Raw genomic sequence first — 13,612 nt, forward strand, 5'->3', positions numbered from 1 at the left:
GCCGCAATGCAGCATGTGCAATAAGTTTGCGCAAAAGGGCGGCGTTTGCGAGCGTTAACATGCCGGTTCTACCCAGAACTACATATGTACGTGGCCGTATTGTCCGCCTATGCACAAGGCCACAGCCATTAAGACCGGGACCTGAAATGACAGACTTCAAGAAAATCCTGATTGCCAATCGCGGCGAGATTGCCATCCGTGTGATGCGGGCAGCCAACGAGATGGGCAAGCGCACCGTCGCGGTCTTCGCCGAGGAGGACAAGTTGGGCCTGCACCGGTTCAAGGCGGATGAGGCCTATCGCATTGGCGCAGATCTGGGACCGGTTGCGGCGTATCTGTCGATTGACGAGATCATCCGGGTGGCCAAAGAAAGCGGCGCAGATGCGATCCACCCCGGTTACGGTTTGCTGTCCGAAAACCCGGATTTCGTGGATGCCTGCGTTCAGAACGGCATCACCTTCATCGGACCCAAGGCCGAGACCATGCGCGCGCTTGGCGACAAGGCCAGCGCTCGGAAAGTGGCGATTGCCGCCGACGTTCCGGTTATCCCGGCGACCGAGGTGTTGGGCGACGACATGGTAGCCATCAAGGCCGAGGCAGCCGAGATCGGCTATCCGCTGATGCTGAAAGCGTCTTGGGGCGGTGGCGGACGCGGGATGCGCCCGATCCTGTCCGAGGATGAACTGGAAGAGAAAGTGCTGGAAGGCCGCCGCGAAGCCGAGGCCGCCTTTGGCAACGGTGAGGGCTATCTGGAAAAGATGATCACCCGTGCCCGCCATGTTGAGGTGCAGATTCTCGGCGATAAGCACGGTGAGATATACCACCTCTATGAACGCGATTGTTCGGTCCAGCGCCGCAACCAGAAGGTCGTGGAACGCGCGCCTGCCCCGTACCTGACCGAAGAACAGCGCGCCGAAATCTGCGAGCTGGGCCGCCGTATCTGCGCCCATGTGAACTATGAATGCGCGGGCACAGTCGAGTTCCTGATGGATATGAACACCGGCAAGTTCTATTTCATCGAAGTGAACCCGCGCGTGCAGGTGGAACACACCGTCACCGAGGAAGTCACCGGCATCGACATCGTGCAGGCTCAGATCCTGATTGCCGAGGGCAAGACGCTGGCCGAGGCCACCGGCAAAGCCAGCCAGGACGATATCCGCCTGAACGGCCACGCGTTGCAGACCCGCGTGACAACCGAGGACCCGCTGAACAACTTCATCCCCGATTATGGCCGCATCACCGCCTATCGCTCGGCCACCGGCATGGGCATCCGTCTGGATGGCGGCACCGCTTATGCAGGCGGTGTGATCACGCGGTATTACGATTCGCTGCTGACCAAGGTGACCGCTTGGGCCCCAACGCCAGAAAAGGCGATTGCGCGGATGGACCGTGCGCTGCGGGAATTCCGTGTGCGCGGTGTTTCCACCAACATCGCATTTGTCGAAAACCTGCTAAAGCACCCGACTTTCCTGTCGAATGAATACACCACCAAGTTCATCGATGAGACACCGGACCTGTTCCAGTTCAAGAAGCGCCGCGACCGGGGCACCAAGGTTCTGAACTATATCGCCGACATCACTGTGAACGGGCATCCCGAAACCAAGGACCGCCCGATGCCGCGCCCCGACCTGAAAGAGGCCAGGCCCCCCGCGCCCAAGGCCGAACCGCAGATGGGCACCCGCAACCTGCTGGAGCAAAAAGGCCCGCAGGCGGTTGCTGACTGGATGAAAGCGCAGCGTCAACTGCTGATCACCGACACCACCATGCGCGACGGGCACCAGTCGCTGCTGGCAACCCGGATGCGCTCGATCGATATGATCAAAGTAGCACCCAGCTATGCTGCGAACTTGCCGCAGCTATTCAGCGTCGAATGCTGGGGCGGTGCAACTTTCGATGTCGCCTATCGCTTCCTGCAGGAATGCCCTTGGCAGCGCCTGCGTGATCTGCGTGAGGCGATGCCAAACCTGATGACCCAGATGCTGCTGCGCGGGGCGAACGGGGTTGGCTATACCAACTATCCCGATAACGTGGTGCAGGAGTTTGTGCGTCAGGCGGCCAAGGGTGTCGACGTGTTCCGCGTGTTCGATTCGCTGAACTGGGTCGAGAACATGCGCGTCGCCATGGATGCTGTGATCGAAAACAACAAGATCTGTGAAGGCACCGTTTGCTATACCGGCGATATTCTGGACCCGGACCGTGCTAAGTATGACCTCAAATACTATGTCGGAATGGCCAAGGAACTGCGTGACGCTGGCGCACATGTGCTGGGCCTGAAGGATATGGCCGGACTGCTGAAACCGGCCTCCGCCAAGATCCTGATCCGGGCGCTGAAGGAAGAGGTCGGGCTGCCGATCCACTTCCACACCCATGACACCGCAGGCATTGCAAGTGCCACCATTCTGGCCGCCTCCGAGGCCGGTGTGGACGCGGTGGATTGCGCGATGGACAGTTTCAGCGGCAACACCTCTCAGGCAACGCTCGGCACCGTGGTCGAGGCGTTGCGCCATACCGAGCGAGACACCGGGCTGGACATCAAGGCCATCCGTGAGATCAGCGACTATTTCGAGGCAGTGCGTGGCCAATACGCGGCCTTCGAGTCCAGCCTGCAGGCCCCGGCCTCCGAGGTATATCTGCACGAAATGCCTGGTGGTCAGTTTACCAACCTCAAGGCACAGGCGCGTTCGCTTGGACTCGAAGAACGCTGGCACGAGGTTGCTCAGATGTATGCGGACGTGAACCAGATGTTCGGCGATATCGTCAAGGTGACGCCGTCGTCCAAGGTGGTCGGTGACATGGCGCTGATGATGGTCAGCCAGAACATGACCCGCGCGCAGGTCGAAGACCCGAACACTGATGTCGCCTTCCCCGACTCGGTGGTGGACATGATGCGCGGCAATCTGGGTCAGCCTCCGGGCGGGTTCCCCGATACCATCATCCAGAAGGTCCTGAAGGACGAGGCCCCCAACACCGAACGCCCCGGCAAGCATGTCGAAGCGGTCGATCTCGAGGCCACCCGCGCCGATTTGTCCAAACAGCTTGAGGGCAAAGAGATCGATGACGAGGACCTGAATGGATATCTGATGTATCCCAAGGTGTTCCTCGACTATATGGGCCGTCACCGCACTTATGGCCCGGTCCGTACTCTCCCCACGCGTACCTTCTTTTACGGCATGGAGCCGGGCGAGGAGATCACCGCCGAGATCGATCCAGGCAAGACGCTGGAGATTCGCTGTCAGGCCATCGGCGAGACGGACGAGAATGGCGAGGTTCGCGTGTTCTTCGAACTCAACGGTCAGCCCCGCGTGATCCGCGTGCCGAACCGTTTGGTGAAAGCATCAACCGCTCAGCGGCCAAAGGCCGAAGTTGGTAACCCCAACCATATCGGCGCGCCAATGCCGGGTGTCGTTGCAACTGTTGCCGCTGTCACAGGTCAAGAAGTCAAAGAAGGCGATCTGCTGCTGACCATCGAAGCGATGAAGATGGAAACAGGTATCCACGCCGAGCGCGACGCGGTGGTCAAGGCCGTTCACGTCCAGCCCGGAGGTCAAATCGACGCCAAGGATCTGCTGGTCGAACTGGAATAACCGGTTTAGCCTTCTAAGCTAATAAGGGCCGTTCGGGGAACCGGGCGGCCCTTTCAACATCAGGAGGCCGCATGCTGACCATCACCCCGATCTACGCCGCGTTGATCGCATTTCTGTACGTCGCACTCAGCGTGAATGTCATTCGGCAACGCCGGGTGGGCAAAATATCGGTCGGGGATCATGGCGACAAGGCCATGATCAAGGCAATGCGAACGCATGCGAACTGCGCCGAATACGCTCCCTTTGCTTTGCTGCTTATCGCCATGGTCGAACTGCAAGATGCTGGCGACTGGCTTGTGAACCTGCTGGGGATGTTACTTTTGGCGGGCAGGCTTCTGCACGCTTATGGTTTTGGCAAGACCCCACAGGTCATCATCCTGCGCCAGATCGGAATGGGTCTGACCTTCACTGCAATTCTGATTGCCGCGATCGCGAACCTCGCATTGGCTGTTTGAGCGCGCGATTTAGCCCGTCCAAACCTGCGTTTCGATCAAAGGAGCATGCGGGAGGCTAGGCTGCGCCTCTGCCAGTGTTTCATCGCTCTGACTGTAGATCACGGTGGTAAGAACAATCAGCGCCGCCAATGCCGCCATCTTAATATCTGCAATATCTTTCATTTCCTCTGCCCAATCCCTTATTTCGTTCACTGCTATATCTCTTGAACACCGCAGCCCCGAATTTCCGTCGAAAGATTTTTTGCTGTTTTTTGTGTTTTTCCGCTTGCAGCCTCGTGTGGGAATTTATACATCCCTCCTCACTCAACGGCGCGGGCGTAGCTCAGGGGTAGAGCATAACCTTGCCAAGGTTAGGGTCGGGCGTTCGAATCGCCTCGCCCGCTCCATTGAGAGGTCTACGGACCATATAAGTATCTGATGCGGGCGTAGCTCAGGGGTAGAGCATAACCTTGCCAAGGTTAGGGTCGGGCGTTCGAATCGCCTCGCCCGCTCCAGATACCAAACTCTCCGAACATGCTGGTTCTTTCGCGATTGCTACGGCATCTTTGCTGCACATGAAATTACGACGGAGATGCGGATATGCCCGATTACGTCATTCGCGCCTTAACAGCAGACGAACTTCAAACCGCTGTAGATTGGGCGGGACAGGAAGGCTGGAACCCCGGGCTGCACGACGCGGTCTGTTTTCGCAGTTCGGACCCCGAAGGATTCAAGGGCGGTTTCCTGGACGGCCAGATGATCGCGTCCGCATCCGCCGTGAACTACGATGATGCCTACGCATTTCTTGGCTTCTACATCGTGCGTCCCGAGTTTCGCGGCTCGGGATACGGATTGCAGGTCGCCGAAGCGGTCAAGGCACATTGCCAGGATCGTAACATGGGCATGGATGGTGTGGTCGAACAGCAGGACAACTATCGGAAATTCGGTTTTGAACTGGCGTATGACAATTATCGATTCGCGGGCACCGTCGGCGGCATCCTGGATGCCCTGGGTCGCGTGGAGGACACTCGGGTTCGTCCAATCAACGCACTAACCGATGATCTAAAGTCGTATGACCGAGGCCTGTTCCCCGCCGCGCGCGACACGTTCTTGCGCGGCTGGTTGGAGGCACCCAGCCACGTTTCGCGGGTGTTTGAGGAAAATGGGCGGATCAAAGGCTATGCAACGTTGCGGCGCTGCCTGAGCGGGCACAAGGTCGGGCCTCTGTTTGCCAACAATCCACAAATCGCGCAGGCGCTTTTGGTTTCCCTTCTGACGACGCTACCCGCCGATCAGGCAAAGGCCGAGGTATTCATCGACAAGCCTAATCCAAACGCACAAGCCATGGAATTGGCCAAACAGTTGGGGCTGACCAAGGTATTTGAAACGGGGCGCATGTATTCCAGTCACGCGCCAGACATCGACCTTGACCGGATATATGGCATCACGACGTTTGAACTGGGCTAGAACGCCTTGAACGTCATCGTGGTCAGCGAGCGTTCGATATTGGGAATCACCAGCAGGTTTTCGTTGATGAAATGGCCCACATCCTCGGTTTCGGGGATGTAGAGCTTCAGCAGCAGGTCGTATTCGCCGCTTGTGGAATACAATTCGGAATGGATTTCACGCAGCGCGATCTCTTCGGCGACTTTGTAAGTGGTGCCGGGTTTACAACGGATCTGGATGAAAACGCAGGTGGACATGGGCCGGGCCTTGTTGGTTCGTGTTGCCCGCAGGCTGGCACGGGCCGCGCCCAGGTGCAATCCCCTGCAACAGTTTGCAGCGAAGGCTTAAAGCGGTCTGGATAGGCCGTTCATCCGCGTCTATAAGCGCCCTGTAGCAAAAGGAATTCGCCCATGCGCAGCGCTAAGATCAGTCGTCAGACCGCCGAAACCGAGATTTCGGTCGAGGTCAATCTGGACGGCACCGGCCAGTATGACAACCAGACCGGTGTCGGGTTCTTTGATCACATGCTGGACCAGTTGGCGCGCCATTCGCTGATCGACATGACGATCCGGGCCAAGGGTGATTATCACATCGACGACCACCACACGGTCGAGGATACCGGAATCGCGCTGGGTCAGGCGCTGACGCAGGCGCTAGGGGACAAGAAGGGTATTCGCCGCTATGGCGAGTGCCATCTGCCCATGGATGACGCACAAGTACGCTGTGCGCTGGACTTGTCGGCTCGTCCGTTCCTGATCTGGAATGTGGACCTGCCGACGCAAAAGATCGGCACGTTCGACACCGAGCTGGTGCGCGAGTTCTTTCAGGCGCTCAGCACCCATGGCGGGATCACCCTGCATATTGATCAGTTGCATGGCTTGAACAGCCACCACATTGCCGAGGCCGCCTTCAAGGCCGTTGCCCGTGCTTTGCGCGATGCGGTCGAAACCGACCCACGCAAGGCGGATGCGATTCCCTCGACTAAGGGCGCGCTGTAGATGCTGACAGCCATCATTGACTACGAGAGCGGTAACCTGCACTCGGCGGAGAAGGCGTTTCAACGGATGGCCCGCGAACTGGATGCGGGCGAGGTCGTCGTGACATCGGATGCAGATGTTGTCGCGCGGGCTGATCGATTGGTTCTGCCCGGTGATGGCGCTTTCCCGGCATGCGCCGCCGAGTTGCGCGGCCACAAAGGCATCTATGACGCTATGGTAGAAGCCGTCGAGCAGAAAGGCCGCCCGTTTCTGGGCATCTGCGTCGGAATGCAGCTGATGGCGACCAAGGGCCATGAATATGCTGAGACCGACGGTCTGGGCTGGGTCGCAGGTGATGTTGTGAAGATCGAGCCCTCGGACAGCGCGCTCAAGGTGCCACATATGGGCTGGAACGATCTGATTCTGGAAAGCGACCATCCGGTCTTTGACGGGATAAAATCAGGCGATCACGCCTATTTTGTGCACTCCTACCACTTCCGGGTGATGGATCCGGCGCAACGGCTGGCCTATGTGGACTACGGGCAAGAGGTCACGGCCGTGATTGGCCGCGACACTATGGTTGGGATGCAGTTTCACCCTGAGAAAAGTCAAGACGTTGGCCTGCGGATGATCGGCAATTTCCTGACCTGGAAGCCCTGAGGTTTACTGAACCCGTGTCCAGACCTGACCCCGGCAGACCAGACCCCCAACGGCACATCCCTTAACGGTCAGTTTGTTCTGGCTGTCCAGCGTCATTTTCGAGCTATAGGTTTTGTCGCGATCCGGGGCCCAGATTTTGCCGTCGTCATAGCTGCCGTTGCCCTCGGGGATCATGTCCCAGATGATCTGCTTGCCAAGGTTTTCGTACTCCAGCTGTTGGTTGCCTTGGGCATCAAATGCGCTGTCGATAGTTCCGCAGATGGCGCTGCCACATTCCGAAATCGACACATGCAAATAGCCGCCCGTGTCACCCGGAGCGGTCTTCCACAGCCCGTCTACCGGATCGGCTGCAAAGGCGGTGGTGGCCATCGCAGCGAAGACCGCTGCAAGAGAATATGTCTTCATGGTTATCTCCCTGTCTTTCCGGTCAGTCTGACCTGCCGTTCGGCACCGGGCAAGAATGACTTAGCGTCGCGTTGCGCCCCTGCCCTGCCTGTGCGATATCCCGCGCGTGTAACAGTGATATAGGGCCGCCCGACATGATCCTCTACCCCGCCATCGATCTGAAAGACGGCAACGCCGTGCGCCTGCTGCGTGGTGAAATGGATAAGGCGACGGTCTTTAACGAAGACCCTGCTGCGCAGGCCCGCGCCTTTGTCGAGGCTGGTTGCGAGTGGCTGCATCTGGTTGATCTGAACGGTGCTTTTGCCGGGGAGCCTGTTAATGCGGCACCCGTTGAGGCAATTCTGAAAGCCTGTGATGTGCCCGCTCAGCTGGGTGGTGGTATCCGGGACATGGCCACAATCGAGACCTGGATCGAAAAAGGTCTGGCGCGGGTGATTCTGGGCACCGTTGCAGTCGAAAACCCAGATCTGGTGCGCGAAGCTGCCAAAGCCTTCCCGGGCAAGGTAGCCGTCGGTATAGATGCACGAAACGGCATGGTTGCCACCAAGGGCTGGGCCGAAGAGACCGACGTACAGGTCACCGATCTGGCGCACAGTTTCGAGGACGCTGGCGTGGCAGCGATCATATATACAGACATCAACCGCGACGGTGCGATGCAGGGTCCGAATATCGAAGCCACGGCGGCGCTCGCGCAGGCGGTTTCGATTCCGGTAATTGCCTCGGGCGGTGTCAGCTCGCTGGACGACCTGATCGCTCTGCGTGATTGTGGCGTCGAGTTGAACGGCGCGATCTCTGGCCGCGCGCTCTATGATGGCGCGATTGACCTAAAAGAGGCCATTCGCGCCCTGAACTGAGTTATTGAGCAGCGGCGGCGGTCAGTTTCGCCAAAGCGCCGCGCATCTTTTCGATGATGGGGGATTTCTCTACTTCGTCGAGCTCGTCCATCGTCTCTTTCGGATCTTCATAAGCCAGCCAGACCTGTCCGTTTGCGTCTTCGTAGGCCTGCACCTTCAGCGGCAAGAACAGCCCCGCGCGCGGGTCGATCTGCATGGCGGGAGTGCCCAGAGCCGGGTTGCCGAAAATCAGCACCTGATTGGCCAGGATCGGCGTTCCGACCTTTTCCGCCCCCGCCGCGTGATCCACGCGGGCAAACACGGTGGCGCCCGCATTACCCACGGCGGCTTCCAGCGCGTCCAGCGCCTCGGCCACGGATTTGTTGGTTTCCACTTTGATGATGTCGTCAGCCATGGCGGACAGGGCGCCTCCGAATGTGAGAATTGAAGCCAAAAGAAGTTGTCGCATCTGGGTAATCCTTTTCATAAATTTCACCCCTAATTTCCATGGCTTCGCGACAGATCACAATCACAAGTCTGGCATCGGCGGGGCTTTGCCGGTACAGGTGCCCCGAGCAAAGGAAAGCCCATGCTGAAAACCCGCATCATTCCCTGTTTGGATGTCGCCGATGGCCGTGTGGTCAAAGGTGTGAATTTCGTTGGCCTGCGCGATGCTGGTGACCCCGTGGAATCGGCCAAGGCATACGACGCTGCCGGAGCGGATGAGATCTGCTTTCTGGACATCCATGCGACGCATGAGAACCGCGGCACGATGTTCGATGTGGTCCAACGCACGGCAGAGCAGTGCTTTGTGCCTCTGACTGTAGGTGGTGGCGTGCGCACCAAAGATGACGTGCGGGCCCTGTTGCTGGCGGGGGCTGATAAGGTCAGCTTTAACTCGGCCGCCGTCGCGAATCCGGACGTCATCGCCGAAGCAGCGGACCAGTTCGGCAGCCAGTGCATTGTCTGCGCCATTGACGCCAAGACGGTCAGCCCCGGCAAGTGGGAGATTTTCACCCATGGCGGACGCAAACCAACAGGCATCGACGCCGTTGAATTTGCCAAAACCGTCGTTTCAAAGGGCGCAGGTGAAATCCTGCTAACCTCGATGGATCGCGATGGCACCAAGGCCGGGTTCAACCTGCCCCTGACCCGAGCGATCAGTGACGCGGTGGAAGTGCCGGTCATCGCCAGCGGGGGCGTAGGCAATCTGGACCATCTTGTCGAAGGTGTGACCAAAGGTGGGGCCAGCGCGGTGCTTGCCGCCTCGATCTTCCATTTCGGCGAATACACCATCCACGAGGCCAAAGAGCATATGGCCGCCGCTGGCATTCCGATGAGGCTGACATGAGCATTCTGCACGATCTGGCGGCTACGATAGAGGCCCGTAAAGGGGCAGATCCAGACAGCAGCTGGACCGCCAAGCTGTTGGCCAAAGGCCCCGAGAAATGTGCCGAGAAATTCGGCGAAGAAGCCATTGAGGCAATCATCGAAGCCGCCAAAGGGGACAGGGAAAAACTGACCTCCGAGGCGGCTGATGTGCTTTATCACCTGCTAGTGATGCTGGCTGCGCGCGATGTTGCGCTGGATGATGTGCTCGGCGAACTGGCCCGTCGACAGGGCACCAGCGGCATCACGGAAAAGGCATCCCGACCAAAAGACTAAGCGGGTTTCGTGCGATGACCCGGCCCGCTATACTGCGGCTTCGGGTGCATTGAGGCAAAGGACGCGCAGATGATCAGAGCTTTGGTGTTCGCGGCAGCGCTTGCCACCCTCGCCGCCTGTGCCACCCCTCCCCCGTCTTCCGGAGATGAGGTCCAGCGGCTGGCGGCTGAAATCCAAAGCCTCGGCCCCGATATCGACCCGGAAGAGGCCACCCGCGCCGCCCGCATCGCCTATGCCTATACTGCGCAACTGGCGCAGGAATACGAGATCACCGACCCTCCGCTTATCCACAACGCCAAGGTCAACAAAGGTCTGCGTCCGCGTGGTCTGTGCTGGCACTGGGCTGAAGATATTGAGCGGCGACTGGATCAGGAGCAGTTCCGCACTCTGGAAATGCACCGCGCCATCGCCAACGCGGATAACCCGTTCCGCATCGACCACAGCACTGCCATTATCAGCCGCAAGGGAGAGAGCATGTACGAAGGCGTTGTCTTGGATCCCTGGCGCTATGGCGGAGTGCTATTCTGGTCGCCCCTGGTTGAGGACACCCGTTACGAGTGGGTTCCACGCGAAGTGGTTCTGGAAAAGCGGCGACAGGAACAAACATCCAGCCCGTGAGACTGAGCTTCTGCGGGCAGTGATCGAAGCGCCATAGCGACCCGACGAAAGCGTTACCCGTCGCGCCCCGGCTCGTTTGGATTGCTGGAAAACAGCGCGATTTTGTTGCCCTGAGGATCGCGCAGATAGCCGACATAGAAATTCGGACCATACGAGGCGCGAAAGCCCGGCTGGCCTTCGTCAGACCCGCCTGCGGCAAGCGCAGCGGCGTGAAGGTCGCGAACCTGCTGTTGGGTGCGCGCCTCAAACGCCACCATGGACCCGTTGCCAGCCGAAGCCGCGCCTCCATCAAAGGGTGATTTTACATAGAACTCGGGCTGAACCGGGGATTGCCCCGGCGGCACTGGCAGCGCATAGCTCAAGTCTCCGTGATACCGCTCCAACGCATAACCAAGGGCGGGCAGGAACGCCGAATAAAACCGCTCGGCACGCGTGATATCGTCAACACCAACAGTCACATAAGCAATCATTCCGCATGGTCCTGTCTTATTGGTTTGCTGAATGGGTATAGGTCAATTGGACCTCCCCCTCAACAAATGCACTATTTCTGTTCAATTCAGGCCGGGACGTAGACACAAACGTCAGGGCCGTCACAGCTTGGACGAAATCACTCCAGTCGCAAACCCACCCATACGCAGTTCGCCAAACAAGCGCTGATATTCGATCTTGGGGCAGCGGTTCATGACTACGTCGATATCGCGGGCCTGCGCTTTAGCAGCGGCCTCGGCATGTTCAACTCCGATCTGCATCCAGATGGTGCGCAAGTCGGGAAACGCATCCAGCGCCTCGTCGACAATGGGTGGCACGGCCTCGGAGCGGCGAAAGATGTCAACCATATCGACGGGCTCGGGAATATCGGACAGCGAAGCTTGCACCGTCTGGCCAAACAGCATCTTGCCTGCATGGCCCGGATTGACCGGAATCACCCGATATCCCTTGAGCGACAGATAACGCGCCACGTAATAGCTGGGCCGCACCGGGTTCATTGAAACCCCAACCACCGCAACCACTTTGGTGCGCCTAAGGATTTGGGACAGAACATCGTCGGAGTAGTCATTCATGAGCACACCATAAGCAAGCGCATGCAAAGAAAAAAGCGCCCAGGAAACTCCTGAGCGCCAGTTGTTGGAACGAGGGACAGTGAAATGACCCGCGGCAGTTCCATTCCGCGGTCACTGTGACATTTAAGCATGAGTTTTCTAAAAAAAAGAGGTCGCGCGCATTTTTGTGATGACACATCACAAAAGGCGGAATGCCGCCGAATGGGACCGTGCGCATTTCCTTCGGCGATCATGGTCAGAACGGCTCGTTACATAAGCCGCGCGCCGATCTTAAGCCAAGAGCAATAGGTTTTATTGGTAAAGAACCGCAGGCCAATGCCCCTCGGCCTCGCGGATGTAATTGGTGACATCGCGTTCCCAGATACGTTCGATCGCTTCCGAGTGGGTCAGATATAACCGCCCATCCACAATCTGCCATGCCTTGGGATCGGTACTGCTTAGCAGACCTTTCGCCATCGCATAGGCGCAGTAACCACCAAACTGCGGGGCATAGGCGCGCGGATTGCGTTCAAATCGATCGCGATTTTCCTCTGACGCAAACCGCCAAATCGCACCCTTCCACATCAGCGCTATGTCGGGCTGACCCAACTCTGGTGCTCCAGCCTTGAAATAAGAAACCGCATCATAGCCTGAGACCGCCATCCCATCGTCCACGTAGAACATGGGCATTTCTTGCGCACCGACGACAGAGGCAAACGGGGTACAAGAGAGACTGATCAAGAAGGAACGTCGAGACAACATAGGTGATTCACTGGATTGCGGTTAGAGGGCTTCAAGATGCATATTTCAAACCGTATCTGAAACCCCCATGACGCCGATGTGAACGGGCGTGCGGTTGTTAATCGAAAACGTCTTCGATCACGTCCCAGGCTTCGTCCAACACCTTTGAGAACAGACCCCGCTTTTTCTTCTTTTTGTATTTTTTGTGCTTCTGTGCCGGCTGGTAACTTTTGATCGGCCGATCTGCCAGTTTGGCTTTTGGCACCATCTTGAGATTATGCAGGGGTGCGCCGCAGCTTGCGCAACTCAGCTCGTGCTGTTGCTTTCCCCGAAGAACCAATGCGGCACGGGTACCGCAATAGCAGCAGGTGGCAATTTTATGTGGAGTGGATATGGGGGCCTCCTGTCATCTGGGTTTGGATGCATATAGTGCGATAGCCGCGGCATTTGAGACGTTTAGAGAACCAAATCCCCCCGCCGCGTCAATTTTTACCAATTGATCGACGGTTTCTTTGGTTTTCTGCCGCAACCCAGGCCCCTCGGCCCCAAGCACCAGCGCCACCGGGCGATCACGCTTGTCGCCCAGCGTGGCTTCTATCGTCTGTTCGGCCTCACCATCCAGACCCAGGACTAAATACCCCATGTTCTGCAACTCGATGATCGTATCGGCCAAATTGCGCACGCGTAGATAGGGTTGTCGTTCCAACGCGCCGCTGGCGGTTTTTGCCAAAGCGCCGGTCTCGGGCGCTGAATGGTGGCGGGTGCCAATGACGGCGCTGGCGCCCAGCACTTCTGCCGAGCGTAGAATCGCCCCGACGTTATGTGGGTCTGTCACCCGGTCCAGCAGCAGCACACGTGGGTTTTCCTGCCCAATACAGTTCTCGGCAAGCCCACCCCATTCCAGCGGCTTGACCTCAAGTGCCGCGCCCTGATGAACCGATCCCGGATCAATCGGTGCGGTGAATTTTCGCGGATCAACCATCTCGGGTACAATCTCCGCAAATTCAATAGCTTCCAGCAGTTTGTCGCGGGCATTGCGCGTCACAATCAGGCGCAGCTTCTGCCGTTTCGGGTTCATCAGCGCGTCGCGCACGGCGTGTAGACCGAACAGCCAGACGGTTTCTGCCGCAGCCGCTTTGCGCGCCTGTTCCTTCTCAACGACCCACTTTGGTTTCTTCATGATACGGGCCTCCGGGCCGGGAATTCGGT

18 protein-coding genes and 2 tRNA genes are annotated in these 13,612 nt (G+C 58.3%); 11 read left to right on the top strand and 9 right to left on the bottom strand.

Annotation, left to right across the window (positions count from 1 at the left end):
* Positions 1-146 precede the first annotated feature (146 nt).
* Positions 147-3,584, top strand: coding sequence for a pyruvate carboxylase (locus tag ACR0BT_RS10420; protein ID WP_480763093.1), 3,438 nt, complete (start codon positions 147-149; stop codon positions 3,582-3,584).
* A 71-nt stretch (positions 3,585-3,655) separates the two neighbouring features.
* Positions 3,656-4,039: an MAPEG family protein gene (locus ACR0BT_RS10425; protein WP_170625277.1), complete on the top strand. Its 384-nt coding sequence runs from the start codon at positions 3,656-3,658 to the stop codon at positions 4,037-4,039.
* 9 nt (positions 4,040-4,048) lie between these two features.
* Here ACR0BT_RS10425 and ACR0BT_RS10430 read toward each other — a convergent pair whose 3' ends face one another.
* Entirely contained in the window at positions 4,049-4,201 is a 153-nt protein-coding gene (locus ACR0BT_RS10430; RefSeq protein WP_170625276.1) for a hypothetical protein, read from the bottom strand.
* Between the two features lie 149 nt (positions 4,202-4,350).
* Between ACR0BT_RS10430 and ACR0BT_RS10435 the strand changes: the two genes are divergently transcribed.
* From ACR0BT_RS10435 to ACR0BT_RS10445, 3 genes are all read left to right on the top strand, one after another.
* A tRNA-Gly gene (locus ACR0BT_RS10435) sits at positions 4,351-4,425 on the top strand.
* A gap of 33 nt (positions 4,426-4,458) precedes the next feature.
* Positions 4,459-4,533: transfer RNA gene (locus ACR0BT_RS10440), tRNA-Gly, on the top strand.
* An 85-nt stretch (positions 4,534-4,618) separates the two neighbouring features.
* On the top strand, positions 4,619-5,485 hold the full coding sequence (locus ACR0BT_RS10445; protein ID WP_480763094.1) for a GNAT family N-acetyltransferase: 867 nt from the start codon (positions 4,619-4,621) through the stop codon (positions 5,483-5,485).
* Here the strand turns inward: ACR0BT_RS10445 and ACR0BT_RS10450 are convergent.
* Entirely contained in the window at positions 5,482-5,721 is a 240-nt protein-coding gene (locus ACR0BT_RS10450; RefSeq protein ID WP_170325761.1) for an Lrp/AsnC family transcriptional regulator, read from the bottom strand. The two genes, ACR0BT_RS10445 and ACR0BT_RS10450, sit on opposite strands and share 4 nt — an antisense overlap.
* Before the next feature lie 153 nt (positions 5,722-5,874).
* Between ACR0BT_RS10450 and hisB the strand changes: the two genes are divergently transcribed.
* Together hisB and hisH are read left to right on the top strand one after the other, a co-directional pair.
* Positions 5,875-6,462: an imidazoleglycerol-phosphate dehydratase HisB gene (hisB, locus tag ACR0BT_RS10455; RefSeq protein ID WP_480763096.1), complete on the top strand. Its 588-nt coding sequence runs from the start codon at positions 5,875-5,877 to the stop codon at positions 6,460-6,462.
* Positions 6,463-7,101, top strand: a complete 639-nt coding sequence (gene hisH / locus ACR0BT_RS10460) for an imidazole glycerol phosphate synthase subunit HisH (RefSeq protein ID WP_170401427.1) — start codon at positions 6,463-6,465, stop codon at positions 7,099-7,101.
* 3 nt (positions 7,102-7,104) lie between these two features.
* On the opposite strand, the gene ACR0BT_RS10465 is transcribed toward hisH, so the two are convergent.
* Positions 7,105-7,506, bottom strand: a complete 402-nt coding sequence (locus ACR0BT_RS10465) for a DUF2147 domain-containing protein (protein ID WP_170563813.1) — start codon at positions 7,504-7,506, stop codon at positions 7,105-7,107.
* Between the two features lie 134 nt (positions 7,507-7,640).
* Here ACR0BT_RS10465 and hisA point away from each other — a divergent pair, with 134 nt between their 5' ends.
* The gene (hisA, locus tag ACR0BT_RS10470; RefSeq protein WP_170401433.1) at positions 7,641-8,360 is read left to right on the top strand and encodes a 1-(5-phosphoribosyl)-5-[(5-phosphoribosylamino)methylideneamino]imidazole-4-carboxamide isomerase; all 720 of its coding nucleotides are present in this window, start codon (positions 7,641-7,643) and stop codon (positions 8,358-8,360) included.
* 1 nt (position 8,361) lies between these two features.
* Here the strand turns inward: hisA and ACR0BT_RS10475 are convergent, their stop codons facing one another.
* Positions 8,362-8,808, bottom strand: coding sequence for a DUF302 domain-containing protein (locus tag ACR0BT_RS10475; protein ID WP_480763097.1), 447 nt, complete (start codon positions 8,806-8,808; stop codon positions 8,362-8,364).
* A gap of 120 nt (positions 8,809-8,928) precedes the next feature.
* On the opposite strand from ACR0BT_RS10475, the gene hisF reads away from it, so the two are divergent.
* From hisF to ACR0BT_RS10490, 3 genes are all read left to right on the top strand, one after another.
* Complete coding sequence (hisF, locus tag ACR0BT_RS10480) at positions 8,929-9,690, top strand: imidazole glycerol phosphate synthase subunit HisF (protein ID WP_170420800.1); 762 nt, start codon at positions 8,929-8,931, stop codon at positions 9,688-9,690.
* Complete coding sequence (locus tag ACR0BT_RS10485; protein ID WP_223116789.1) at positions 9,687-10,004, top strand: phosphoribosyl-ATP diphosphatase; 318 nt, start codon at positions 9,687-9,689, stop codon at positions 10,002-10,004. The genes hisF and ACR0BT_RS10485 overlap by 4 nt, the downstream gene beginning before the upstream one ends.
* A 69-nt stretch (positions 10,005-10,073) precedes the next feature.
* On the top strand, positions 10,074-10,622 hold the full coding sequence (locus ACR0BT_RS10490) for a hypothetical protein (protein ID WP_480586685.1): 549 nt from the start codon (positions 10,074-10,076) through the stop codon (positions 10,620-10,622).
* Between the two features lie 53 nt (positions 10,623-10,675).
* Here the strand turns inward: ACR0BT_RS10490 and ACR0BT_RS10495 are convergent, their stop codons facing one another.
* From ACR0BT_RS10495 to rlmB, 5 genes are all read right to left on the bottom strand, one after another.
* Positions 10,676-11,092 carry a VOC family protein gene (locus ACR0BT_RS10495; protein WP_170392087.1) on the bottom strand — a complete coding sequence of 139 codons (417 nt, stop codon included), beginning with the start codon at positions 11,090-11,092 and terminating at the stop codon, positions 10,676-10,678.
* 120 nt (positions 11,093-11,212) lie between these two features.
* Positions 11,213-11,683 carry a CoA-binding protein gene (locus tag ACR0BT_RS10500; RefSeq protein WP_480763098.1) on the bottom strand — a complete coding sequence of 157 codons (471 nt, stop codon included), beginning with the start codon at positions 11,681-11,683 and terminating at the stop codon, positions 11,213-11,215.
* A gap of 291 nt (positions 11,684-11,974) precedes the next feature.
* Entirely contained in the window at positions 11,975-12,346 is a 372-nt protein-coding gene (locus ACR0BT_RS10505) for a YHS domain-containing (seleno)protein (protein WP_170735482.1), read from the bottom strand.
* Positions 12,347-12,521: 175 nt separating this feature from the next.
* A complete protein-coding gene (locus ACR0BT_RS10510; protein ID WP_255612144.1) occupies positions 12,522-12,797 on the bottom strand; it encodes a hypothetical protein in 276 nt (91 codons plus the stop codon).
* A gap of 12 nt (positions 12,798-12,809) precedes the next feature.
* Positions 12,810-13,583, bottom strand: a complete 774-nt coding sequence (gene rlmB, locus ACR0BT_RS10515) for a 23S rRNA (guanosine(2251)-2'-O)-methyltransferase RlmB (RefSeq protein ID WP_170392093.1) — start codon at positions 13,581-13,583, stop codon at positions 12,810-12,812.
* Between the last annotated feature and the right edge of the window lie 29 nt (positions 13,584-13,612).

The sequence above is a fragment of the Ruegeria sp. CJ6 genome (assembly GCF_056536665.1).

Excerpts from the sequence above, each read along its gene's own strand:
- ACR0BT_RS10420 (WP_480763093.1), top strand. The coding sequence starts at position 147 with ATGACAGACTTCAAGAAAATCCTGATTGCCAATCGCGGCGAGATTGCC.
- ACR0BT_RS10425 (WP_170625277.1), top strand. The coding sequence starts at position 3,656 with ATGCTGACCATCACCCCGATCTACGCCGCGTTGATCGCATTTCTGTAC.
- ACR0BT_RS10430 (WP_170625276.1), bottom strand. The coding sequence starts at position 4,201 with ATGAAAGATATTGCAGATATTAAGATGGCGGCATTGGCGGCGCTGATT.
- ACR0BT_RS10445 (WP_480763094.1), top strand. The coding sequence starts at position 4,619 with ATGCCCGATTACGTCATTCGCGCCTTAACAGCAGACGAACTTCAAACC.
- ACR0BT_RS10450 (WP_170325761.1), bottom strand. The coding sequence starts at position 5,721 with ATGTCCACCTGCGTTTTCATCCAGATCCGTTGTAAACCCGGCACCACT.
- hisB (WP_480763096.1), top strand. The coding sequence starts at position 5,875 with ATGCGCAGCGCTAAGATCAGTCGTCAGACCGCCGAAACCGAGATTTCG.
- hisH (WP_170401427.1), top strand. The coding sequence starts at position 6,463 with ATGCTGACAGCCATCATTGACTACGAGAGCGGTAACCTGCACTCGGCG.
- ACR0BT_RS10465 (WP_170563813.1), bottom strand. The coding sequence starts at position 7,506 with ATGAAGACATATTCTCTTGCAGCGGTCTTCGCTGCGATGGCCACCACC.
- hisA (WP_170401433.1), top strand. The coding sequence starts at position 7,641 with ATGATCCTCTACCCCGCCATCGATCTGAAAGACGGCAACGCCGTGCGC.
- ACR0BT_RS10475 (WP_480763097.1), bottom strand. The coding sequence starts at position 8,808 with ATGCGACAACTTCTTTTGGCTTCAATTCTCACATTCGGAGGCGCCCTG.
- hisF (WP_170420800.1), top strand. The coding sequence starts at position 8,929 with ATGCTGAAAACCCGCATCATTCCCTGTTTGGATGTCGCCGATGGCCGT.
- ACR0BT_RS10485 (WP_223116789.1), top strand. The coding sequence starts at position 9,687 with ATGAGCATTCTGCACGATCTGGCGGCTACGATAGAGGCCCGTAAAGGG.
- ACR0BT_RS10490 (WP_480586685.1), top strand. The coding sequence starts at position 10,074 with ATGATCAGAGCTTTGGTGTTCGCGGCAGCGCTTGCCACCCTCGCCGCC.
- ACR0BT_RS10495 (WP_170392087.1), bottom strand. The coding sequence starts at position 11,092 with ATGATTGCTTATGTGACTGTTGGTGTTGACGATATCACGCGTGCCGAG.
- ACR0BT_RS10500 (WP_480763098.1), bottom strand. The coding sequence starts at position 11,683 with ATGAATGACTACTCCGACGATGTTCTGTCCCAAATCCTTAGGCGCACC.
- ACR0BT_RS10505 (WP_170735482.1), bottom strand. The coding sequence starts at position 12,346 with ATGTTCTACGTGGACGATGGGATGGCGGTCTCAGGCTATGATGCGGTT.
- rlmB (WP_170392093.1), bottom strand. The coding sequence starts at position 13,583 with ATGAAGAAACCAAAGTGGGTCGTTGAGAAGGAACAGGCGCGCAAAGCG.